This is a genomic window from Pseudomonas macauensis (assembly GCF_047902425.1).
Lineage (GTDB): Bacteria > Pseudomonadota > Gammaproteobacteria > Pseudomonadales > Pseudomonadaceae > Pseudomonas.
The window spans coordinates 1,911,977-1,932,363 of the sequence record NZ_CP138377.1 but is presented as its reverse complement, the minus strand read 5'-3'; the positions used below and the strand labels follow the sequence as shown (position 1 = coordinate 1,932,363).

Annotated in this window: 25 protein-coding genes; 17 read left to right on the top strand and 8 right to left on the bottom strand. The window is 65.3% G+C overall.

Annotated features, from left to right (window positions below; translation table 11 throughout):
* The first annotated feature begins 73 nt into the window (after window positions 1-73).
* Both SD196_RS09270 and SD196_RS09265 read left to right on the top strand, forming a co-directional pair.
* Window positions 74-607, top strand: a complete 534-nt coding sequence (locus tag SD196_RS09270) for an REP-associated tyrosine transposase (protein WP_416311292.1) — start codon at window positions 74-76, stop codon at window positions 605-607.
* Window positions 608-962: 355 nt separating this feature from the next.
* Window positions 963-1,430 (top strand): Bro-N domain-containing protein, encoded by a 468-nt coding sequence (locus SD196_RS09265; RefSeq protein WP_416311291.1) that lies wholly within the window; start codon window positions 963-965, stop codon window positions 1,428-1,430.
* 822 nt (window positions 1,431-2,252) lie between these two features.
* Here SD196_RS09265 and SD196_RS09260 read toward each other — a convergent pair.
* Window positions 2,253-2,576 (bottom strand): hypothetical protein, encoded by a 324-nt coding sequence (locus SD196_RS09260; RefSeq protein ID WP_275607886.1) that lies wholly within the window; start codon window positions 2,574-2,576, stop codon window positions 2,253-2,255.
* Window positions 2,577-2,800: 224 nt separating this feature from the next.
* Here SD196_RS09260 and SD196_RS09255 point away from each other — a divergent pair, with 224 nt between their 5' ends.
* The 4 genes from SD196_RS09255 (at window position 2,801) to SD196_RS09240 (ending at window position 5,881) form a co-directional block, all read left to right on the top strand.
* On the top strand, window positions 2,801-3,043 hold the full coding sequence (locus SD196_RS09255) for a hypothetical protein (protein WP_343577896.1): 243 nt from the start codon (window positions 2,801-2,803) through the stop codon (window positions 3,041-3,043).
* A gap of 70 nt (window positions 3,044-3,113) precedes the next feature.
* Window positions 3,114-3,998: a LysR family transcriptional regulator gene (locus SD196_RS09250; RefSeq protein ID WP_331317339.1), complete on the top strand. Its 885-nt coding sequence runs from the start codon at window positions 3,114-3,116 to the stop codon at window positions 3,996-3,998.
* Window positions 3,999-4,182: 184 nt separating this feature from the next.
* On the top strand, window positions 4,183-5,019 hold the full coding sequence (locus SD196_RS09245; protein WP_152222109.1) for a bifunctional allantoicase/(S)-ureidoglycine aminohydrolase: 837 nt from the start codon (window positions 4,183-4,185) through the stop codon (window positions 5,017-5,019).
* A gap of 340 nt (window positions 5,020-5,359) precedes the next feature.
* Complete coding sequence (locus tag SD196_RS09240) at window positions 5,360-5,881, top strand: hypothetical protein (RefSeq protein WP_275607889.1); 522 nt, start codon at window positions 5,360-5,362, stop codon at window positions 5,879-5,881.
* Window positions 5,882-5,885: 4 nt separating this feature from the next.
* On the opposite strand, the gene SD196_RS09235 is transcribed toward SD196_RS09240, so the two are convergent.
* A complete protein-coding gene (locus SD196_RS09235; protein WP_275607890.1) occupies window positions 5,886-6,734 on the bottom strand; it encodes a CAP domain-containing protein in 849 nt (282 codons plus the stop codon).
* 238 nt (window positions 6,735-6,972) lie between these two features.
* Here SD196_RS09235 and SD196_RS09230 point away from each other — a divergent pair, with 238 nt between their 5' ends.
* On the top strand, window positions 6,973-8,415 hold the full coding sequence (locus tag SD196_RS09230) for a sensor domain-containing diguanylate cyclase (RefSeq protein WP_275607891.1): 1,443 nt from the start codon (window positions 6,973-6,975) through the stop codon (window positions 8,413-8,415).
* Between the two features lie 7 nt (window positions 8,416-8,422).
* Here the strand turns inward: SD196_RS09230 and SD196_RS09225 are convergent, their stop codons facing one another.
* Window positions 8,423-8,722 carry a putative quinol monooxygenase gene (locus SD196_RS09225; RefSeq protein ID WP_331317332.1) on the bottom strand — a complete coding sequence of 100 codons (300 nt, stop codon included), beginning with the start codon at window positions 8,720-8,722 and terminating at the stop codon, window positions 8,423-8,425.
* 169 nt (window positions 8,723-8,891) lie between these two features.
* On the opposite strand from SD196_RS09225, the gene SD196_RS09220 reads away from it, so the two are divergent.
* Both SD196_RS09220 and SD196_RS09215 read left to right on the top strand, forming a co-directional pair.
* Entirely contained in the window at window positions 8,892-9,482 is a 591-nt protein-coding gene (locus tag SD196_RS09220) for an NAD(P)H-dependent oxidoreductase (RefSeq protein ID WP_275607893.1), read from the top strand.
* Window positions 9,483-9,749: 267 nt separating this feature from the next.
* Entirely contained in the window at window positions 9,750-10,031 is a 282-nt protein-coding gene (locus SD196_RS09215) for a peptidylprolyl isomerase (protein ID WP_152222096.1), read from the top strand.
* Between the two features lie 46 nt (window positions 10,032-10,077).
* Here SD196_RS09215 and SD196_RS09210 read toward each other — a convergent pair whose 3' ends face one another.
* Together SD196_RS09210 and SD196_RS09205 are read right to left on the bottom strand one after the other, a co-directional pair.
* Window positions 10,078-10,710, bottom strand: coding sequence for a LysE family translocator (locus SD196_RS09210; protein ID WP_275607894.1), 633 nt, complete (start codon window positions 10,708-10,710; stop codon window positions 10,078-10,080).
* 211 nt (window positions 10,711-10,921) lie between these two features.
* Complete coding sequence (locus SD196_RS09205) at window positions 10,922-11,578, bottom strand: response regulator transcription factor (RefSeq protein ID WP_331317328.1); 657 nt, start codon at window positions 11,576-11,578, stop codon at window positions 10,922-10,924.
* A gap of 25 nt (window positions 11,579-11,603) precedes the next feature.
* Between SD196_RS09205 and SD196_RS09200 the strand changes: the two genes are divergently transcribed.
* The 3 genes from SD196_RS09200 (at window position 11,604) to SD196_RS09190 (ending at window position 15,700) form a co-directional block, all read left to right on the top strand.
* A complete protein-coding gene (locus tag SD196_RS09200; RefSeq protein ID WP_416311290.1) occupies window positions 11,604-13,364 on the top strand; it encodes a hybrid sensor histidine kinase/response regulator in 1,761 nt (586 codons plus the stop codon).
* 243 nt (window positions 13,365-13,607) lie between these two features.
* Window positions 13,608-14,732, top strand: coding sequence for a PilT/PilU family type 4a pilus ATPase (locus SD196_RS09195; RefSeq protein WP_416311289.1), 1,125 nt, complete (start codon window positions 13,608-13,610; stop codon window positions 14,730-14,732).
* A 416-nt stretch (window positions 14,733-15,148) separates the two neighbouring features.
* Window positions 15,149-15,700, top strand: a complete 552-nt coding sequence (locus tag SD196_RS09190) for a hypothetical protein (protein WP_416311288.1) — start codon at window positions 15,149-15,151, stop codon at window positions 15,698-15,700.
* On the opposite strand, the gene SD196_RS09185 is transcribed toward SD196_RS09190, so the two are convergent.
* A complete protein-coding gene (locus SD196_RS09185) occupies window positions 15,697-16,602 on the bottom strand; it encodes a YihY/virulence factor BrkB family protein (RefSeq protein WP_331317319.1) in 906 nt (301 codons plus the stop codon). The genes SD196_RS09190 and SD196_RS09185 overlap by 4 nt on opposite strands.
* Window positions 16,603-16,766: 164 nt before the next feature.
* A complete protein-coding gene (locus SD196_RS09180; RefSeq protein WP_416311287.1) occupies window positions 16,767-17,201 on the bottom strand; it encodes a PGDYG domain-containing protein in 435 nt (144 codons plus the stop codon).
* Between the two features lie 219 nt (window positions 17,202-17,420).
* Here SD196_RS09180 and SD196_RS09175 point away from each other — a divergent pair, with 219 nt between their 5' ends.
* The 3 genes from SD196_RS09175 (at window position 17,421) to SD196_RS09165 (ending at window position 18,277) form a co-directional block, all read left to right on the top strand.
* A complete protein-coding gene (locus tag SD196_RS09175; protein WP_275607901.1) occupies window positions 17,421-17,867 on the top strand; it encodes a hypothetical protein in 447 nt (148 codons plus the stop codon).
* A gap of 11 nt (window positions 17,868-17,878) precedes the next feature.
* Complete coding sequence (locus SD196_RS09170) at window positions 17,879-18,067, top strand: hypothetical protein (RefSeq protein WP_152222082.1); 189 nt, start codon at window positions 17,879-17,881, stop codon at window positions 18,065-18,067.
* A gap of 81 nt (window positions 18,068-18,148) precedes the next feature.
* On the top strand, window positions 18,149-18,277 hold the full coding sequence (locus tag SD196_RS09165) for a hypothetical protein (RefSeq protein ID WP_256676115.1): 129 nt from the start codon (window positions 18,149-18,151) through the stop codon (window positions 18,275-18,277).
* Between the two features lie 181 nt (window positions 18,278-18,458).
* Here the strand turns inward: SD196_RS09165 and def are convergent, their stop codons facing one another.
* Window positions 18,459-18,998 (bottom strand): peptide deformylase, encoded by a 540-nt coding sequence (def, locus tag SD196_RS09160; protein ID WP_370601657.1) that lies wholly within the window; start codon window positions 18,996-18,998, stop codon window positions 18,459-18,461.
* A gap of 219 nt (window positions 18,999-19,217) precedes the next feature.
* Here def and SD196_RS09155 point away from each other — a divergent pair, with 219 nt between their 5' ends.
* Together SD196_RS09155 and SD196_RS09150 are read left to right on the top strand one after the other, a co-directional pair.
* On the top strand, window positions 19,218-19,772 hold the full coding sequence (locus SD196_RS09155) for a magnesium transporter (RefSeq protein ID WP_275607902.1): 555 nt from the start codon (window positions 19,218-19,220) through the stop codon (window positions 19,770-19,772).
* Between the two features lie 201 nt (window positions 19,773-19,973).
* Window positions 19,974-20,387, top strand: a complete 414-nt coding sequence (locus SD196_RS09150) for a DUF5064 family protein (protein ID WP_416311286.1) — start codon at window positions 19,974-19,976, stop codon at window positions 20,385-20,387.

Here is a 20,387-nt window from a genome sequence, read left to right as displayed (position 1 = left end):
GCGAATAACACTCCGCGTTATCCGCCGTTTCCCAAGGTACCCTCCAAGCTCCAACCGAACGCGGAGGGTCCTTATGCCAAACTACCGGCGCGCCTGGGTGCAAGGTGGCACCTACTTCTTCACGGTTACGCTACGTGACCGCCGTTCAAACCTTTTGGTCCGAGAAATCGACCTGCTGCGCCGTGTAATCGCGCAGACTAAACGCAATCACCCCTTCTACATCGACGCCTGGGTCGTGCTGCCCGAACACATGCATTGCCTGTGGACACAGCCACCGAGCGACGCCGATTTCGCCACGCGCTGGAAGGTCATCAAATCCGGCTTCGCTCGACGCATTCCCCATGGCGAGTCCCGGAGCATCGAACAGCAGATACGAGGTCAACGCGGCATCTGGCAGGCGCGCTACTGGGAGCACCTGATTCGCGATGAAACGGACTATCAGCGGCATTTCGACTACATCCATATCAATCCGGTGAAACACGGTTGGGTAACAGCGGTGAAGGATTGGCCGTACTCCACGTTCCATCGGGCGGTTGCCGAAGGCATTTATACCCACGATTGGGCGGGCGACTTGTCGTTGGATGTGCGGGCGGCGGAGCGGCGATGAGATCGATGGCGCGGTTATATGTCTATGCCGGGCCGACGCTCTTGTAGGGCGAATAACGCGAAGCGTTATCCGCCGATGGTGCTTGAGAAGCGCACCACAGGTTTCAGCTACAGCGCGGCGGCGAAGAAATCGGCGGATAACTGCTTCGCAGTTATGCGCCCTACGATTGACCGAGTTCCCCGCCACCAATAGCGTTGCGGCCAGCGCCTAAGAAACGCTTCACGTAGCGGCAATACTGCTCCCGAAAGCAGCGGTGTACCCATTGAGGAAATGGATATGCCCTTCCCTCTTTGCCTTCGCCCCGAAGGCGCTTCGCTGTGCCCAACCGCTTCTCCCTCCTTCCCGGAGGTGCGCCATGTCTGAAGAGGTCCTGATCCCCACCGTATTCACCCGCCACAAGCGCCAGCTGCGCGCCGTGCTGCTGGAAGACCAGTGCTGGTTCTGCGCCCACGACCTGGGTCGGCTGATCGGTTACCCCTATCTGGCCGAGCGCGTGGAGCGCAACCTGGACGAGGACCAGTTCCGTCACGCCTGGATGCTCGATGGCAGCGGCGAGTACATCGATGAGCTGCTGCTCGGCGAATCGGCGGTGTACGCCACGCTGATCCACTACTTCCACCCGGAAAACCGCAGCATCCGACAGTGGCTCTCGCTGCACGTCATTCCCACCCTGCGCGACCAGCGCCCCATCAGCCTTGGCGGGCCGCGCCGGGAAATACTGCAAGGGCCGACGAGCTTGTCGGTGTTGAAGTGGCAGGGGGTGGTCTGGGTGCCCTACCCGCAGTGGCCGGAGTTGAGTCCGGGGCCGGAGGGCTCTTCGTAGGATGGTGTAGAGCGGAGCGAAACCCATCGTTCCGTGTTGTGGGCGGATCGCGGGTCATGCCCTGTGTTTCTGTTTGCTTCGGGGTGGGTGTGTATGCGCCGCTTCGGTGTGTGCTGAGAGTTTTTGTTTCGCCCCCTCGGGCGAGTCACTTCTTCCAAACGCCGAAGAAGTAACCAAGAAGGCTTGCCCCTGCATCCGGGTCCCGCTTCGCGGGACTTCCCTCGCTCCATCGAAGTTTCAGGGGCCCGCCGCGAAGGGCCATCCCTGGCCCATCGCGGCTCTCGCGGCATCCATGCCGCTCAACCCCTGAAACTCCGATTCCACTCGGCCTCCTGAAGGGGCGCTCCGGCGCGCTCGGATATTTCTCTGGAAATCTTTAAATCCAGAGCCAGAGCGGTGCGCATGCTTTCGTAGGAGCGGACCTTGTCCGCGAAGGCCCACCATTGCGCCCACGTTGCAGGACGAACACTTGTAGGAGCGAGCTTGCTCGCGAACAGAATTACCCGGCCGCACCGGCGTTAGGCGGTTCGCGAGCAAGCTCGCTCCTACGAAGAGCAATCCAGCATAAAGCAGCCAAAGTTGCCGGCGCGCGCAGAGTCCCGTCAGGAGGCCGAGTGGAGGTATTGCGCAGAGGGGCGAGCGGCATGGATGCCGCGAGAGGCGTAGAGGGCCAGGGATGGCCCTTCTACGCCGACCCTCGGAGCGAAGCCGGGGCCGGATGCCGGGACGAGCCCTTTTGGTTACTTTTCTGGCGTTTGAGAAAAGTGACTCGCCCGAGGGGGCGAAACAAAAACTCTCAGCACACACCGAAGCGGCGCAGACTCACTCGTTCCCCACGCGGGCGGTATCGCTCAGTGCATTGCAGTTGGTGGCATCAAGGCAATAGGTAAGGTAGGTCGCCTGCCGACCGCAGCCGCGAACGCCGATGGTGTATTCGGTGCGCTGGTAGCCAATGCGGTTCTGCGTGACCTTGCTCGACAGGATGCTGGACGTCACCTGCTGGCAATTGAGCTCGAACTTCGCCCGCGACTCGGTGGCGCCGATGGCGGCCTGCTGGTTGGAGGCGATGAATTCCTGATCGCTCATGCAACCGGACAGCGCGGCGGTAACTGCCAGCAGCGGCAGAAGTTTGGAAAGACCTTTCATGGTGACGCTCCTTGTGATTCCACGGGGTATGTCTTGGGCATGGAGAGTCTAGATGGCGGATTCGACATCGTTCTGCGCACTGGCCACATAAATATCCCCTGGTACTCCGAGATCGCCCCGGGAGCGGATGATGACAAATGGCGCGAGTTCGCGAGCAGGCTCGCTCCTACAAATGTGCTGCCCTGATCTACGCTAAGTGCTGTGCGATGCACAGGAGTGACGCAATGAGCACTGAAGGCAAGCTGAACCTCGACGAACTCAGCCTGGTCCCCCTGGAGCCAGACGAGGCGCCGCCGTCCGCATCCGCAGCGCCTGCCAAGCCGAAATTCATGGTCGATACCCGTCACGGGAAGGATCGCCGCAGCGGCACCGACCGGCGCCAGAGCATCCGTTTCGAGGCGGATCGCCGCAAGGGTGACCGGCGTGCGGGCTCAGGAGATCCCTGGTCGAAGTTCACCGACAACTAGCAAGGGATGATTGCCGGGCCAGGGGTGAGCTGCTAAAAGCGGAATCGACATTCAGAAAGTCGATACCGCCATGAGCGAAAGTGAAAAATCGAATACCCGCCTGTTCGACCTCGACCTGCTCCGGGCCATCGTCACGGTGGCCGACTGCGGCAGCTTCACCACGGCCGCCACGCGCCTGCACTCCACCCAGTCCACCATCAGCCAGAAGATCCGCCGCCTGGAAGAAATGGCCGGCCATCGCCTGCTGGAGCGCGGCAACCGCGATGTGCTGCCCACCGACGCCGGGGAGACGCTGCTGGGTTATGCGCGGCGCCTGCTGGCGCTGAACGACGAGATGGTCGAGGCGCTGTCCGGCGCCACGGTGGCTCTGACGGTGCGCATCGGCGTGCCGGATGACTTCGCCAGCGGCCGCACCACCGAGCAGTTGGCGGCCTTCAACCGGCGCTATCCGCAGGTGAAGCTGGAGGTCACCAGCGGCCTGAGCCGCGATATTTCCGCCAGCTACGACCGCGGCGAGCTGGACCTGGTGCTGCTCAAGCAACGGCAGAACGCCCGTGAGGCGGTGGCCTGCTGGCCGGAGAAGACGCGCTGGGTGGACAGTGCGAAGAACCCCTGCATCGAGCTGGACCCGCTGCCCATCGTCACCTTCCCGCCGCGCGGGGTGTACCGCGACGAGATGATCGCCGCGCTGGAGGCCGTGGGTCGGCGCTGGCATATCAGCTTCACCAGTTCGAGCCTCTCCGGCATCCAGTCGGCCATTGCCGACGGCATGGGCATCGGCCTGCTGCCGCAGCGAGCGGTGACGACGGAGCACACGGTGCTGCCGAAGAACACCGGCCTGCCCTCGGTGGATGTGTTCGAGGTGGCGCTGCTGCATCGCCCGGCGGCGGACCCCAAGGTGAAGGAGCTCGCCCGTGTGCTGTCGCGGGTTCTGGCCCAGGACACGCAGGGCTGAGCGGCGCGCCCTCGCATTCGATAAATGAATACGGCGGATTCCAACATTTAATTTGTGCATGAACACGCCGCTGGATATCGTGGCTCTCAGCGACGGCTAGCGCTCAGGCAGCGCGCCGCTCTGCACGAATTGTTCGCCCCGGCGCGATGCGACGGGCAGCAAGACAACAATGAGGAAATCCCCCATGGCCAAAACCAGCTATTACGCGCCGCACGGCGGGCACCCGGCACAGACCGAACTGCTCACCGACCGCGCGATGTTCACCGAAGCCTATGCCGTGATCCCCAAGGGCGTGATGCGTGACATCGTCACCAGCCACCTGCCCTTCTGGGACAACATGCGCATGTGGGTCATCGCCCGCCCGCTGTCCGGCTTTGCCGAGACCTTCTCCCAGTACATCGTCGAGCTGGCCCCCAACGGCGGCAGCGACAAGCCGGAGCAAGACGTCAACGCCGAAGCGGTGCTGTTCATCGTCGAAGGCGAGCTGACCCTGACCCTGCAGGGCCAGGTCCACAACATGCAGCCGGGTGGCTACGCCTTCATTCCGCCGGGCGCGGACTACAAGGTGCGCAACACCTCCGGCCAGCACACCCGCTTCCACTGGATCCGCAAGCACTACCAGAAGGTCGACGGCGTACCGCTGCCGGAAGCCTTCGTCACCAACGAGCAGGACATTGAGCCGAAGGTGATGCCGGATACCGAAGGCCGCTGGAGCACCACCCGCTTCGTCGACATGAGCGACATGCGTCATGACATGCACGTCAACATCGTGAACTTCGAGCCGGGCGGCGTGATTCCCTTCGCTGAAACCCACGTGATGGAACACGGCCTGTACGTGCTGGAAGGCAAGGCGGTCTACCGCCTGAACCAGGACTGGGTCGAAGTGGAAGCCGGCGACTTCATGTGGCTGCGCGCCTTCTGCCCGCAGGCTTGCTACTCCGGTGGCCCTGGTCGCTTCCGCTACCTGCTGTACAAGGATGTGAACCGTCATATGCGCCTGACCCTGAACCAAGCGCACTGAGCGAAAGGTTCGGGCGGGAAGTCTCTCTGACTACCGCAGCGACACATGAAAAACCGGCGCCAAGGCGCCGGTTTTTCTTTGGGTGGCATTCGGGGTTGAGTGGCCGGGATTCGGTAGGGCGTACAACCGTTCGCGGTTGTACGCCGACTCACCTCGACCAGCACTGGCTCCGCAGCTGAACTCGAAGTCCCGCGAAGCCATGGTCAATCGGCGTATAACGCGGAACGGTATACGCCCTACGTCCCTGCGTACCGTGACGCGCCTCGCGTGGCAAGCGGCGCGCGGTCTGCTAAAAAAGTCTGGCTGATAGACATTTCGTACTCGCCGAGGAAGCATGCACATGGAAGTTCGGTTCTTGCCGCAGACCGAGTTCGACAACGTCCATTTCTACCGCGCCGTCACCCTGCTGATCCTGCTGGCAATGGTCGCCTTCACGCTGATCAAGCTGTTCAGCGGCGTAATCGCGCTGTTTTCCGCCCTGCCGCTGTGCCTGCTGGTGCTGGTCGGGCGCTTCACGGTGGAATGGCTGCGGGTCTCGCGAGCCGAGCCGGCCTTCATCGACAAGGGCGAGCTGGTGCTGTGCGGCAAGGACAGCCACCGGCAGATCCCCCTGGAAAAGATCAGCTCGGTACGCAGCCGCCACAGCCTGTTCATGGTGCGGCGCTATCGCTCCTGGTCGGAGCACCTGGCGTTCGTGGAGTTCACGCTGGACGGCGGCGAGCGCGTCTCCTCGCTCGCCGAGAGCCGCGTCTTCGAGCGGCCCCCCGCCTCGGGCACGCTGGCGGCGGTGGAGGCGGCCATCCTCGCGGCGAAGGTGAAGCGCCAGGCCGGCGAGCCAGGCTCTGTCAGCGGCGGTCGGTGACGGCTCAGGGCGATCCGAACATCGCCGTCCAGTAGATGCCGGCGTCGCTCTTCGGGTCGGCGGCGTAGGCCGCGCCCAGTTCGCGGAACTGCGGGTTCATCAGATTGGCGCAATGGCCGGGGCTGGACAGCCAGCTGTCCACCACCTTGCGCGCATTGCCCTGGCCGGCGGCGATGTTCTCGCCGATCTGCTGGAAGCTGTAGCCGCCCAGCTCCGCACGATCGCCGGGGGTACTGCCATCGCGGCCCTTGTGGTCGAAGTAGTTGTTGTTGGCCATGTCGCGGCTATGGCCTTCGGCGATGCTGCCGAGGGTGGCGTTCCAGGTCAGCGCGGGAGCGTTGCCGAAGTTCTGCCCGCCGCACTGGCGAGCCTGGCCGCGGGCGGCGTTGATCGCCTGCAGCAGTTGCTGGCCTTCGGCCTCCCAGGTGCCGAGCTTGCCTTGCAGCAGCGGACGGCCGAGGAGAATGCGCCAGTCGTCGCCCTCGCGGTTCACGCCAATGTCGACGAACTGCGGGTCGAGCAGCACCTGGCAGAAGCTTTCCTGCAGCGCCTTCATCGCCGCGTTCGCGTCGCGCGGACCGGTGAGGCTGAGCATGCGCACGCTGCTCATGGGATAGCCGGTCTGGTTCAGCGCGGTCTTCCAGTCGCCGACGCCGGCGGGGATCGCCAGGCGCTGCTCCACCGCCAGCGGCGGCAAGGCCTGCGAGGCGCTGCCGGCGCAGGACTGCACCTCGCCGCGATAGGCGTTGATGGCGTCAACCAGTTGCTCCTGGTCGGCGGCAATGGCGAAGGTGGCGGACAGCAGACCCAGCGAGAACAGAAGGCTACGCGGGATGAACGACGTGGCACCCATGCGGGATTCCCCTTGGCGAAATGGCGTACATGATGCGTGATTCTTTGGCGTTTGGCTGCGTTGGCGAGCAATCCGGGCCGCGTCAGGAGCCTTTGCGGCCTGCACGTGGGTTATTTCTCGGGGCGACCTGATTTGTGACAAGGCTTTGATTGACTTCGATTGCACGCCCTCCAGCCTGTCGGACAATGAAAATAACCGAGCGTTTTCCAAACAGGCTCCGAACAAGGCGGGAGGTGCTGTGTTCTACCCGCGCCGGATTTTCTTCATTACTTTCCTGCTGGCGGTGGCTGCGTCGCTGCTGGCCGGCTGGCACATGCTGCAGATGAGGCAGGATGCGCTGGCCTATGCCCAAGCCAGCGGCAAGAACACCCTGATACTGGTGGAGCGGGATCTCCACCGCGACCTGGATGTGCATCTGCAGACGCTGCAGACACTCTCCAACGTCATTGCCGGCTCGGCCACCCCCGAGCTGTCCCGGCAGGTGCTGCAGGAACTGGTGCAGGGGCACGCCGCCAGTTCCATGATGGCGGGCACGCTGGTGGTGACCGACGCGAACGGCCACTTGCTGGTGGACCTCAACCACGTCAGCGAGGCGCACAGGGACCTGTCCCGGCGCGAGTATTTCAAGGGCCCGCGTGCCAACCCTTCGCGCCTGTTCCTGAGTCACCCGTTCATGCCCTCCTATCCGACGCCCTCGCCCAGCACCGCGCTCAGCCGCGCCGTGCAGGACAAGGACGGCAAGGTTCTCGGCGTGGTCGCGGCGATCAAGGAACTGCGGCATCTGGAAACCTTCGTCCGCGAACTGGACCTGGGCAAGAACGAGGTGGTGTCGATCCGCCTGCTCGACGGCACCGCCCTGGCACAGTGGCCGGCGGCGCCAACGCGCAACCGCGAGGATGAGGCCAGGATGTTCCGCAGCTTCGTCGACAGCGGCGAGAAGGAGTTTTTCCGCCAGCAGTCCAATGGTTCGGATGCCTACTGGCGCGGCTATCGGCGCGTTGGCGACTACCCGGTGACGGTATCGGTCGAGTTGTACCGGGAGGAAATCTTCCAGACCTGGAGCGCACGCAACTGGATCACCAGCGGGCTGCTGCTGGCGATCAACAGCGCGACGATCTTCTTCGCCTTCCGCCTCAGTCGCCATCTGCGCCGCCGCGACGCCAAGGAAGACCGCCTGCGCGCCGAGGCCGACACCGATCCGCTGACCGGCCTGCACAACCGCCGCTGGTTCGACGAGAAGGCGCAATTCGAATGGCAGCGCCGCCGCGGCGGTGACGGCCACCTGGCGGTGCTGATGCTGGATATCGACCAGTTCAAGGCCTACAACGACCACTACGGCCACCCCCGCGGCGACCTGGCGCTGGTCAACGTGGCACACCTCATCCGCCAGGGCTGCCGCCGCGCGGAGGATGGCGTGGCGCGTTACGGCGGCGAGGAATTCGTGGTCATCCTGCCCGGCTGCGACCTCTCTGCCGCCGAGCGCGTGGCCGAATCGATCCGCCGCGCCGTGGAGGAAACCGCCCTGCCCCACGCCAAGGGCAAACTCGGCGTGGTGACCGTGAGCGTCGGCGTAGCGAGCACCTCGGCAACCCCGGCGGACAGCATCGAAACGCTGATCGCAGCGGCGGATGCGAACCTCTACAAGGCCAAGGCGGCGGGACGCAACCAGGTGGTGGCCTGAGTACGCCTCAGCCCGCGAGCGGCGCCATCACCTCGACTTCCTGGATGTCGAAATCGCGGCGCAGGTAGTCCATGCGCCGTTCATGGAATTCGCGCATGTGCGGCAGGGCGGTGTGCACGGCCAGATGCTCGCGGCTCTGCCAGACCTCGAAGAAGGTGAACAGGGTCGAATCATGGGCATCGCGCAGCATGTGGTACTGGACGCAGCCGTCTTCGGCGCGGCTCGGTGCGAGGTAGGCACGGAACAGGTTCTCGAAGGCGTCGGATTGTTCCGGACGAGTGTGGGCCTGGAGGATGAAGGCGTACATGAAGATTGGCTCCGGGATGGGCGGGAAAGATTGCCTATCCTGACGCAAATCAATGCTCAGCATTCGTGAGTCTCACGCACGTATCCTTTGTCCGGAAACGGGTTTTTCCGCTTCGTGCACGTCGATATCCTGCCGCCATCCAGAATTTGTCATTTCGAGACTCCCTTCGATGAAAAAGATCCTGCTGATCAATGGCGGCAAGCAGTTCGCCCATTCCGACGGCCGCTACAACGCCACCCTGCATGAGGCCGCCATCGCGTACCTCGACCGTGCCGGTTGCGACGTGAAGGAAACCTTCGTCGACGGCGGCTACGACATTGCCGAAGAAGTGCAGAAGATCCTCTGGGCCGACGTGGTGATCTACCAGATGCCGGGCTGGTGGATGGGCGCGCCCTGGACCGTGAAGCAGTACCTGGACGAGGTGTTCACCGCCGGCCACGGCAGCCTCTACGCCAACGACGGCCGCACCCGCTCCGACGCCTCGCAGAAATACGGCAGCGGCGGCCTGCTGCAGGGCAAGCAGTACATGATCTCGGCCACCTGGAACGCGCCGCAGCAAGCCTTCGACGATCCGACCGATTTCTTCGAGGGCAAGGGCGTGGACGCGGTGTACTTCCCCTTCCACAAGGCCAACCAGTTCCTGGGCATGAGCCCGCTGCCGACCTTCCTCTGCGTGGACGTGATGAAGCGTCCGGATATCGAGGGCGATGTGGAGCGCTACCGGCGGCACTTGGCCGAGGTGTTTGGCACCCAGGCCTGACTGCGCTTCTCGCAGGTGCAACGGCCTGCGTCCGGGAAAGTCCGAGCCTGCGGTTCCCCCTCACCCCAGCCCTCTCCCTCAGGGAGAGGGAGCAGTCAGTGCCGGCTGACACCATGGCCTCATCCTGCACCAAACAGTCCCCTCTCCCGCTTGCGGGAGAGGGTTAGGGGCTCTTGATCTCCTGCACCACTGGACGCCCGGCATTGGGTTCCGCCCGCGAATCAGCTAGGCTTCGCCCTTTCCTACTGCCTGTTCAGGAGTTATCCCATGGCCCGTGCATCCGCCCGTCACATCCTGGTTTCCAGCGAAGCCAAGTGCAATGAACTCAAAGCTGCCATCGAAGGCGGCGCCGATTTCGCCCAGGTGGCCCGTGACAACTCCACCTGCCCGTCGGGCCGCAGCGGCGGTGACCTGGGCAGCTTCCGTCCGGGCCAGATGGTCCGCGAGTTCGACCAGGTCGTGTTCAGCGCCCCGCTGAACGTCGTCCAGGGTCCGGTGAAGACCCAGTTCGGCTACCACCTGGTGGAAGTGACCAGCCGCGAGGACTGATCCGCTTCGCCCGCGCCGTGCCCGTCGATGGGCGCGGCGCCTCCCCTCACACCGGTCCGCCCCGGGCCGCCAGCATCACCCCCAGCCCCACCAGTATCGAGCCGCACACACGCGGCATCAGGCGCTTTCCGCGCCCTTCACCTAGTACGCCGAGCAGCAGCGAGGCGAACAGCACGGCGAGCACGTCGGCGCTGGAGAACACCAGGTTGACGATCACCCCGAGGATGAAGAACTGCAGGCCCACCGGCAGGCTGGCGGCCGGGTCGACGAACTGTGGCAGGAAGGTCAGGAAGAACAGCGCGGTCTTGGGGTTGAGCATCTCCACCACGATGCTGTCGCGCAGCACCTGCGGATGCGCCTCGGCCGCTTCCTCAGCGCCTTCGAGCAGTCGGCGCTGGCCCAGGATCATCGAGCCGCCCAACCAGATCAGGTAGGCCGCACCGGCCAGCTTCAGCGCCAGGTACAGGGTGGGCGCATGGTGCAGCAACGCGGCGAGCCCGGCGCTGGCAGCGAGGATGTGCACGTAGCAGCCCAGGTGGATGCCCAGTGCCGCATGCAGGCCGGAGCGACGGCCGTGGGCGAGGGTCTGCGAGGTCATGTAGAGGATGGCGGGGCCTGGCATGCAGGCAAAGGCCAACGTCGCCAAGGCGAACGAGGCCCAGTAGGCAGATTGCAGCATGATCTGATCCTTCCCTTGATCGCGAGTGGGGTCTGGCGCCTCACAAGGGAGCGGCGAGCCAGTGACGGGAAGGTTAGGGACGTGATCCCGCTACGCACATACGGCGGTTGCCGTATTTTTTCCACGCCAGGGCGGCGCTAGGCTGTGTTCCCACAGGTTGCAAGGAATCGACGGCATGCGCCCTCGCACGCGTGGCACGCACAGGCAAGGATCAGGCGCTGGGGACACCCAGGCGCACGGCGTAGGCAGTCAGTTCCGCGGGGCTGTGCAGGTCGAGCTTGCGCATCAGGTTCTCGCGGTGCTTGCGCACGGTGAGCGGGCTGATGCTGAAGTGCTCGGCGATCTCCCGCGCGCTGCGGCCCTGGGCGGCCAGGGTGAGAATCTGCCGTTCACGCTTGGTCAGTTCCACCGCCGCCAGCAGGTCGGCTTCGTCGCGCGGGCGCACGTGGGGGCCATCGAGGATGAACCGCAGGCTACGCGCCAGGTACGTCTGCCCGGCACGCAGGGCGTCGATCGCTTCGAGCAGCTCGCCGGATTCCTCGCCCTTGCTCAGGTAGCCCTGCACACCGGCATCGAGCACCGAGCGCACGGTGGCCAGCTCGGTGTTGGCGGTGAGCACCAGGATCTTCAGGCGCGGGTGGCGCTGGCGCAGTTCGTGGATGACCTGCAGGCGATTGAGCCCCGGCATGTTCAGATCCAGCAGCAACAGGTCGGCCGGGCACTCCGCCAGCAGCGCCTGCAAGCGAATGCCGTCGCCGGCCTCGCCGACCACCTCCACCTGTTCCAGGGTCGAGAGCAGCAGGCGCAGCCCGTCGCGCACGATGCCGTGGTCGTCGGCGATCAGCACCCGCAAGCGCTTCCCTTCCATCGTTCGTCTCCTTGAGGCCATCGAAATGCACAGCCGCCTTCATCAGCGCGAACTGGTCGATCTGTTGTTCCGCCAGTCCTATGCCGTGCTGTTCGCCAACCTGGTGATACCCCTGCCCGTGCTGTACATCTTCCGGGCCGCCCTGTCACCGACGATGATGGGCGTCTGGCTGGCCGCGCTCTATGTGCTGACGCTGGGGCGGATTGTCCTGGCACGCGCGTATTTCCGGCAAGCCCCCGCGGGCACGCCGGGCAAGTATTGGCCCTGGACGGCCACCCTGCTGTCATGGGCCAGCAGCCTGCTGTGGGGCTGGCTCGGCTGGGCCGGCTTCGCCCATGGCGACCCGCAACTGTTCGCCTTCACCTGCATCGTGCTGACGGGCCTGGTGTGCGGCGCGGTACCATCGCTGTCGGCCTATCCGCCGGCCTACATCGGCTCGCTCGCCGCCATGCTCCTGCCATTGCTGGTGCTGTGCCTGAGCCAGGCTGGCGAGCAGTTCACCACCTACAGCTTCTTCATCGCCTGCCTGGCCGGGGTGAACCTGTATTACAGCCGGGTGACCTACCGCAGCCTGTGCGAAACCATTCGCCTGCGCCAGCAGAACTCGGAACTGGTGCAGGACCTGCGCGAGCAGCGCGACCGCGCCCAGGCCGCCGATCGCGCCAAGACCCGCTTCCTCGCCGCCGCCAGCCATGACCTGCGCCAGCCGATTCACGCCCTGGGCCTGTTCGTCGGCGCCCTCGCCTCGCTGGCCGAGCGCGGGCCGGTGAATGCCGTGCAGGCACGGGATATCGCCACGCGCCTGCGCGCCATGCTCGGCAACCTGGGCAGCCTGCTCAACGGCCTGCTGGACATCTCCCGTCTCGACGCCGGCGTGGTGCCGCTGGCCCGCGAGCCCATCGCCCTGCAACGGCTGTTCACCGACCTGCAACTGGAGTTCGCCGGCACCGCCGCCGAGCGCGGCCTCCACTGGCGGGTGTGCAGCAGCCGGCTATGGGTGGACAGCGACCCGGTGCTGCTCAAGCGATTGCTGGACAACCTGCTGGCCAACGCCTTCCGCTACACCCGGAGCGGCGGCGTGTTGCTGGGGTGCCGCCGCCACGGCGAGGAGGTGGAAATCCAGGTGCTGGACACCGGCATCGGCATTCCTTCCGAGCAGCAGGAGATGGTCTTCGAGGAGTTCGTCCAGCTGCACAACGCCGAGCGCGACCGCAAGCAGGGCCTCGGCCTGGGATTGGCGATAGTCCGTCACACTGCCCGTCTGCTCGGCCACGGCCTGCACCTGCAATCCCGGCCCGGACGCGGCTCGCTGTTCGCGGTCCGATTGCCGCGGGTACGCGCTCCGGCACCCTGCCCGGTCATCCACAGCAGCGCCGAAGAGTTCGGCACCGACAGCCTGGGCATCATGGTGGTGGACGACGAGCGAGACGTGCTGCACGCCCTGGGCAACCTGCTGGAGGTCTGGGGTCACCGCGTCTATCCGGGCACCACGGCACTGCAGGCCTGCCAGCGGCACATCGAGGCAAGTCATCGCGGCCCGGCCCCCGTCCACCTGATCCTCACCGACTACCGGCTGGGCGAAGGACAGACCGGCGAGGATGCGATCCGCCGCATCCGCAGCTACCTGTCGCGCCAGGTGCCGGCACTGATCATCACCGGCGACACTTCTCCGGAACGCCTTCGCGAGGCGACCGCTCACGGCTATCGCCTGCTGCACAAGCCGGTGGACACCGAGCAACTGCGCGAGGCGATCAACGCCTGCCGGCAACCGTCGGAAATGGCCTAGGGCCGACGCAGCTTCCCCACAACACCGGCACCGCAACACCGCCGGCGGGATGGCAGACGCCCCAGGCTGCCGGCCAGTTCATCCGCAGGCCCCGTACTCCGCATCCTCACGCGCCCTGCGGTGGGTCAAGGCGCGCTCTTCGTACCTTTCCTACGCTTGCGTCCTACAACCTGCACCTCCGGCTAGTCTGAGTACAGACGCGCCCTTCTTGCAGGGGCCCACCGCCGCCCGAAGGACGTTCCCATGATCAATACCAGCACCAGCGACCTGCCCGATGTCTTCACCTACCTGAGCCAGCTGCCGCAGAACGCCGGCTCCGACATGTTCTTCAGCGTCGGCGCACCGCCGCACATCAAGGTCGAGGGGCACAGCCGGCCGGTCGGCGAGCGCGTGCTGGCCAGTGGCGAGGTGAAGACCCTGGCCTGGCAGCTGATGACGCCCGAGCAGGTGACGGAGTTCGAGCGTGACCTGGAGATGAACCTGGCGATCACCGTGCCGGAGCTCGGCCGTTTCCGCGCCAACATCTACTACCAGCGCGGCGAAGTGGCGATGGTGGTACGGCTGATCAAGCAGGTGATCCCGGACGTGGCCAGCCTCGGCCTGCCACCGGTCCTCGACAAGCTGGCGATGCAGGATCGCGGGCTGATCCTGGTGGTCGGCGCGGCCGGTTCGGGCAAGTCCACCACCCTGGCGAGCATGCTGGACTTCCGCAACCGCCACCGCTCCGGGCATATCGTCTGCATCGAAGACCCGATCGAATTCCTCCACTCACACCAGAAATCGATCATCGACCAGCGTGAGGTCGGCCTGGATACCCACAGCTACGCCGATGCCCTGCGCAACGTGCTGCGCGAGGCGCCGGACGTGATCATGCTCGGCGAAATCCGCGACGCGCCAACCATGCAGAACGCCCTGCACTACGCCGAAACCGGCCACCTGTGCGTGGCCACCCTGCACGGCACCAGTTGCCGCCATGCCATCGAGCGCGTCACCCGTTTCTTCCCCGATGAAGCTCGGCCGCAGGTGCTGGCCGACCTGTCGCAGAACCTGCTGGCGCTGATCGGCCAGCGCCTGGTCCCCGGCACGCGCCAGCGCCGCGCGGTAGCAGTGGAGCTGATGCTGGGCACGCCGCACATCCGCGGCATCATCCAGCGCGACGAGCTGCCGGAGCTCAAGGGCGCAGTGGAGCGCGCCCTGGAAAGCGGCATGCAGAGCTTCGACCAGAGCCTCTACAGACTGCTGGAGGAAGGCCGCATCAGCGTCTCCGACGCGCTCAAGTTCGCCGACTCGCGCACGGACCTGGCGCTGAAGATCAAGCTGGAACGCGGGATGGACGACGACAGCGTGGGACCGGTGTTCGGCGCCTGAAGCGGGCGCGGACAAGAATCCGCTCCCTCGTGGAAACTGATGGCGCTTGCCCTCGGTTCAGCTTCGGCGCCGACGACGGAGCAGGGTGTAACGGCGTACAACCGCGAACGGTTGTACGCCCTACGGTGCTGTCTTTGGCGTCCCTGTAGGATGTCGGAGAGCGAAGCGAAACCCATCAATACCGTGCGCCGACAGCATGGGTATCGCTTCGCTCCACCCATCCTGCGAGCTACTTCACCCTTCCCACCTCAATCCGCTGACCAGCCCCCGCGCACGGATCGACTCCCTCATCGGCCCTTCCGTAGCAGCCCACTTTCGAAGCTGCTTGAGAGGCAAGCGACTATGCTGATGGCCAATAGACAGAACCGGCGCACACAGACCGGTCGAACCCTGCCATTCGCCCCTGGGGGATTTACATGGGCTTGTCTCAACCGCCTTACCTGCCGGCCATTCTGAGCCTGTCGTTGCTGCTGGCCGGCTGTTCCAGCTCCACCACCACACCGTGCGACGCCACCATGAGCGGGCAGCGCTGCCATGTCGAACGCCTGCTCTACCGGAACGACATGTTGCAGGCCAAGCTGTTGATCGCGTCCGGCGACCTGGACAACTACGAGCTGGCGAACGCCCTGCTCGATCGCGCCCAACCCTACGATGAACGCGGCGAGGTGAGCTTTTACAAGGCGCTGCTGAAGATCAAGGAAGGCCCGCAGGTGAACGAAGTGCTGCCGCTGCTGGAGCAGGCCGCCGATGCAGGCCAGCCCTACGCCGTGGCGCTGCTGTACAAGATCTGGTCCGAGCCCTACCTGGTGGACACGGCCAACCCGGGCAAGGCCCAGCGCTACCAGCGGGCCTACTCGGGTCTGGACGTCGCCCGCAGCGGCTATCCCTCGTTCGAGCAGTCCCTGGCGGTGGTCGACAACCTGCTGGCCAAGCCTTCCGCCCTCGCCAGCCAGCAGGTCCGGCGCTAGCGCTCGTCCGGTTCCGGCGAGGCCTGCTCGAAGGTTCGCTCGCCGGGACTCTTGCCGTGGGGCAGATGGTGCTCGATCACCGCATTGAGCTCCGCGCCCAGCAGCAGTACCGCCGAGGAAATGTAGAAGTACAGCAGCAGGACGATGATGGCGCCGACGCTGCCGTACATGGCGTTGTAGTCGGCGAAGTTCTTCACGTAGAAACCAAACCCCAGGGACGCGCAGATCCACAGCACCACCGCGAGCATCGAGCCGGGGGTGATGAAGCGGAACTTCTGCTTCACGTTGGGCGTGACGTAATAGATCACCGCCACCGCCATCATCATCAGCAGGACGATGGCCGGCCAGCGCATCACGCTCCACAGCAGCACCACGTAATCCTCCAGCCCCACCCGCGCGGCGATCCAGCCCATGACCTGCGGGCCGAGGATCATCAGCGCGGCGATGACCAGCAGCATGCCGACGATACCGAAGGTGTAGAGCAGCGACAGCGGCACGCGCTTCCAAGCCGGGCGCCTCTCGCGCACGTCGTAGGCCGCATTCAGCGCGGTCATCAGCGAACGCACCGCTGCCGAGGACGACCACAGCGCCACGATGATACCGATCGACAGCAGGCCGCCCTGGCGCTGCTGCAACTGATCGATGACCGGGTTGACCTGCTCCAGCGCCTGCGCCGGCAGTACGTAGTCGGCCTGCCCCCGCAGCCAGTCGAAGAACTCCGGCAGGTGCAGGAAGCCCAGCAGGGCGATGAGGAACAGCAGGAAGGGGAACAGCGAGAACAACCCCTGGTAGGCCAGCGCGGCGGCGTAGGTGGGCATCTCATCGTCGAGAAACTCCTTCACCGTCAGGCTGATCAGTTTCCAGGGCCCCAGGCTGAGCCCCCGCATGTCCACGAATCGCATCCCGCTCCGTCCTTCTGCTGGCCGCCCGCCGACCGCTGGCTGCAGGGTGGACCTGCGCGGCGCGGGCAAAGTTGCAATGACAAGCGCGGCGCAGAGCGCCCGCCAGGACAGACCATAGCCGCTGGGGGGCCTTCGGTGCCAGACGGAAGTTGCGCGCGGACGACTCAGTCGGCCAGCCGATAGACCTTGGCGAAACGCTCCGCCTTCACCACACCGTAGTCGCTGGGCGCGTACTGCATGACCCAGTCGCCAGCCGCACCGGTGAGACGATCGCCGCCCGCCGAGCGCACGAGGGTGAACGGCTCGTCCATGCGCCGGGCGAGCACCACCGCCGGGCGATTGCGATAGGCACCGGGCCGGCCGTGCGCGAGCGCCGCGTCGACGGGCAGATATTTCGGGTCGAAACGTTCACGGGAGACCACCCAGCGCTCCCCCGTCGCGCTGGTGATGATTGCATCGCCCGGTGCGTAACGGTTCGGGCCTTCGAGGCTCATCAGCTCGCCCGGCGTTGCGGCGAATTCGACGGTGACGGTTTCATCCTTGACCACACGTTGCGCGGCGGAATCGGTGGAGAGGTCGAGTTGGGTCAGTTCGAGCATGGCAACGGCAGCGGGCCTGCCTCCGAAAATGCGTGACGGATGAAACCGGGCCGGCGCCCGGATCGTGCGGTCCGCCAGATTAACCGGAATGGCCAGGCTCCGCGAGCGGGCCCCCACGCAATGGTTGGCTCGCCAAACAGCCAGCAGAACGCCGCGTCATGGCCTATAAACTCCCTGGCGCTTGTGCGCCACAATCCTATTGCCGTACAGGAAAATCGCATGCCGATCCGTCTGATCCCCCGCCTCGCCCTGCCCCTCCTGCTGCTGAGCAGCCTGGCCGTACAGGCCGACGAAGCCGCCGACGAAGCCAAGTTCCTCCAGGACTCGGTGGCCTACTTCGACCAGGTCACCCGCACCAACCTGCCGCACCAGGTGGACAAGGTCACCACCCTCAACAGCGTGCAGCTCGACCCGGCGAAGAAGATGCTGTATTACCGCTACGCGATTTCCAGTCTGCGCATGGACCAGATGGACCTGGGCGCTCGGGCCAAGTTCGAGAACGGCCTGAAATCCCAGCTGGAAAGCACCACCTGCCAGCAGACCGAGCTGCTGCAGCGCTTCCGCGAACATCACCTGAGCGTGACCCACGAATACACCGGCAGCGACGGCAAGCCGCTGGCCAGCATCACCATCGACCCGCAGGCCCTGAGCTGCGCCAAGAGTTGAACACCCGCCCCATGAGCCGCGCCGACTACCACCAGGAACACGCCCAGCGCGCCGAGGCCGAAGCCCGGCGCCTGCTGGCCGAGCGCGAGGCCATGGGCGCGCGCTGGCTGCCCTGGGTGGCCACGGAGCTCTATCGCCTGACTCCGCCCCACTACGCGGCGATGGTCCGCCGCGAGCTGGAACGCCTCGCCACCGGCTGAACGGCGAAGCGGCACGCCGTGCGAAGGCTATGCTGTAGCTGTCCGCTCTCGGATCGAGGGCGTCCCGTCGGAGGACACGCCATGAAAGGTCTCGACGCGAAGAAGCAAAGCAAGAAGAAGCCGCTGAAAACCGCACACGAAAAGCGTATGGCCAAGCGGCAGAAGAAATCCGGCAAGACGCTGCTGGGCACCCCGCAGCAACCGTCCTGAGGGCTCGCCCCTCGTCACGCGGATAGCCTTGGGAGAGGCTATCCGCTTATCGAACTCCACCCCGCCCGTCATTGAAGCGTAGGGCGTATAACGTTCAACGTTATACGCCGTTTGACCTTGGCCTCGGATCGTTCCGGGGCCATGCACGGAGCCGCAGACACGGCCCAATCGGCGGTCAACCTCAATCATCCGCCTTCGGATCGAGCCCCGGGAACAGCACCTCGGTAAAGCCGAACTTGCTGAAGTCGGTGATCCGCGACGGATACAGCCGGCCGATCAGGTGATCGCACTCGTGCTGCACCACGCGGGCGTGGAAGCCCTCGACGCTGCGGTCGATAGGCTGCCCCTGCGGGTCGACGCCCTGGTAGCGGATCGAACGGTGGCGGTTCACCGCGCCGCGCAGGCCTGGCACCGACAGGCAACCCTCCCAACCCTCTTCCAGTTCCTCGCCCAGCGGCGTGATCACCGGATTGAGCAGAATGGTCGGCGGCACTGCCGGGGCATCCGGATAGCGCTCGCTGCGCTCGAAACCGAAGATCACCAGTTGCAGGTCCACGCCGATCTGCGGAGCGGCCAGGCCGACGCCGCCAACGTGGTGCATGGTCTCGAACATGTCGTCGATCAGCGTCTGCAGCTCCGCGCTGCCGAACATCGACGCGGGCACCGGCGGCGCCACGCGCAGCAGGCGTTCATCACCCATCTTGAGAATCTCGCGGATCATCTCGCCCTCGCCCTGAGTCTCGCTGGAAAGCGGCATCCTCGGCCATGCGCGGGCATCGCGCAAGCCAGGTGACCACTGGGCCCTCGCGCCACGGAGGGCACCCCGCCGGTGCTAGACTCAATCCTGACGAAATTCAGCAAATGGCGGCGATATGTCGAAATTCCCGACAAATCGGTGTCAAACCCTGGGGGTATGACCGGTTGGGGGCGGAGGTTCGTCATGAACAGGCATTACTACATCAGTGACAACCTGGACGACCTGGAAACCGTCGAACAGGAACTCGCGCAAAGCGGTATCAGCATGGAGCAGATGCACGTGCTGAGCGACCAGGATGCCGAGTTGAAGGACCATCGATTGCACCAGGTGCCATCGATGATGAGGCGGGACGTGGTGCACTGGGGCAAGGTCGGCCTGCTGATCGGCGCCGCGCTGGCGGTGCTGGTGCTGCTGGTGGGCTACCTGAGCGGCTGGACGCAATCCGCCGCGGGCTGGATTCCGGTACTGTTCCTCGCCGCGGTGCTGCTGGGCTTCAGCCTGTGGGAAGGCAGCTTCGTCGGCCTGCAGCGCCCCAGCGGTGATGCGCGCCGCTTCGAGCCCAGCCTGCATGCGGGCCAGCATGTGTTCTTCGTCGACGTGAAACCCGACCAGGAGCCCCTGCTGGACATGGTGGTGCGCAGCCACCCGCGCCTGGAAATCGCCGGCTTCGGCTCGGCGATGCCGAGTTGGCTGGTCTCCGTCGAGCACGCCTGGAATCGCTTCCGTCACATGATGTGACGCTCGGGCGCCTCCCCTTCCGCGCCGCCCGTGCGCTGCGGAGAGGCCTCCTGCGGCCGGAATCGGCCCTCCTTGATGCATATCAGACCGACGAGCGCGCCCAACCTCGAAACTAGGTCTTGGACAACCCGTGTATCGAGCGTCACGTCAGGCCACGCTTTCACGCCGGCTTGCGGCGCCAGCACTCGTCAGGAGGCCCCTATGACCCGCCCCACCCAGGTCATCATTCAATCCATCCCGGGCATCGACCGCCAGCAGTACCTCATCCGCCTGAGCTACCAGGTGGAGAACCCGGCCAGCCGTGATGCGCGGGTGCGATTCCAGCTGGACGGCGAGATCGACGGCCAGCCGTTCAAGGATGACTTCGAGCTGCCCGGCGACCTCGCCTTCAACTTCGCCAGCAGCGCCACCCGCCTGCTGCGCCGCCACGGCCTGCGCCTGCGCCCAGGGCCAGTGATGCGCTTTCGCAAGGAACACGATCAGGTCTTCGACGACCTGCGCCGCCAGCTCAGAGCCCAACCCGGCAAACCGGTGGACCTGCAACGCATGGCGTCACTTGCGCCGGTGCAACAGCGTTGCGCAGTGGCCGAATCCATCGTGCGCGGGCGCGGCTAG

Coding starts and splice junctions, on each gene's coding strand:
- SD196_RS09270 (WP_416311292.1), top strand. CDS start 74: ATGCCAAACTACCGGCGCGCCTGGGTGCAAGGTGGCACCTACTTCTTC.
- SD196_RS09265 (WP_416311291.1), top strand. CDS start 963: ATGTCTGAAGAGGTCCTGATCCCCACCGTATTCACCCGCCACAAGCGC.
- SD196_RS09260 (WP_275607886.1), bottom strand. CDS start 2,576: ATGAAAGGTCTTTCCAAACTTCTGCCGCTGCTGGCAGTTACCGCCGCG.
- SD196_RS09255 (WP_343577896.1), top strand. CDS start 2,801: ATGAGCACTGAAGGCAAGCTGAACCTCGACGAACTCAGCCTGGTCCCC.
- SD196_RS09250 (WP_331317339.1), top strand. CDS start 3,114: ATGAGCGAAAGTGAAAAATCGAATACCCGCCTGTTCGACCTCGACCTG.
- SD196_RS09245 (WP_152222109.1), top strand. CDS start 4,183: ATGGCCAAAACCAGCTATTACGCGCCGCACGGCGGGCACCCGGCACAG.
- SD196_RS09240 (WP_275607889.1), top strand. CDS start 5,360: ATGGAAGTTCGGTTCTTGCCGCAGACCGAGTTCGACAACGTCCATTTC.
- SD196_RS09235 (WP_275607890.1), bottom strand. CDS start 6,734: ATGGGTGCCACGTCGTTCATCCCGCGTAGCCTTCTGTTCTCGCTGGGT.
- SD196_RS09225 (WP_331317332.1), bottom strand. CDS start 8,722: ATGTACGCCTTCATCCTCCAGGCCCACACTCGTCCGGAACAATCCGAC.
- SD196_RS09220 (WP_275607893.1), top strand. CDS start 8,892: ATGAAAAAGATCCTGCTGATCAATGGCGGCAAGCAGTTCGCCCATTCC.
- SD196_RS09215 (WP_152222096.1), top strand. CDS start 9,750: ATGGCCCGTGCATCCGCCCGTCACATCCTGGTTTCCAGCGAAGCCAAG.
- SD196_RS09210 (WP_275607894.1), bottom strand. CDS start 10,710: ATGCTGCAATCTGCCTACTGGGCCTCGTTCGCCTTGGCGACGTTGGCC.
- SD196_RS09205 (WP_331317328.1), bottom strand. CDS start 11,578: ATGGAAGGGAAGCGCTTGCGGGTGCTGATCGCCGACGACCACGGCATC.
- SD196_RS09200 (WP_416311290.1), top strand. CDS start 11,604: ATGCACAGCCGCCTTCATCAGCGCGAACTGGTCGATCTGTTGTTCCGC.
- SD196_RS09195 (WP_416311289.1), top strand. CDS start 13,608: ATGATCAATACCAGCACCAGCGACCTGCCCGATGTCTTCACCTACCTG.
- SD196_RS09190 (WP_416311288.1), top strand. CDS start 15,149: ATGGGCTTGTCTCAACCGCCTTACCTGCCGGCCATTCTGAGCCTGTCG.
- SD196_RS09185 (WP_331317319.1), bottom strand. CDS start 16,602: ATGCGATTCGTGGACATGCGGGGGCTCAGCCTGGGGCCCTGGAAACTG.
- SD196_RS09180 (WP_416311287.1), bottom strand. CDS start 17,201: ATGCTCGAACTGACCCAACTCGACCTCTCCACCGATTCCGCCGCGCAA.
- SD196_RS09175 (WP_275607901.1), top strand. CDS start 17,421: ATGCCGATCCGTCTGATCCCCCGCCTCGCCCTGCCCCTCCTGCTGCTG.
- SD196_RS09170 (WP_152222082.1), top strand. CDS start 17,879: ATGAGCCGCGCCGACTACCACCAGGAACACGCCCAGCGCGCCGAGGCC.
- SD196_RS09165 (WP_256676115.1), top strand. CDS start 18,149: ATGAAAGGTCTCGACGCGAAGAAGCAAAGCAAGAAGAAGCCGCTGAAA.
- def (WP_370601657.1), bottom strand. CDS start 18,998: ATGATCCGCGAGATTCTCAAGATGGGTGATGAACGCCTGCTGCGCGTG.
- SD196_RS09155 (WP_275607902.1), top strand. CDS start 19,218: ATGAACAGGCATTACTACATCAGTGACAACCTGGACGACCTGGAAACC.
- SD196_RS09150 (WP_416311286.1), top strand. CDS start 19,974: ATGACCCGCCCCACCCAGGTCATCATTCAATCCATCCCGGGCATCGAC.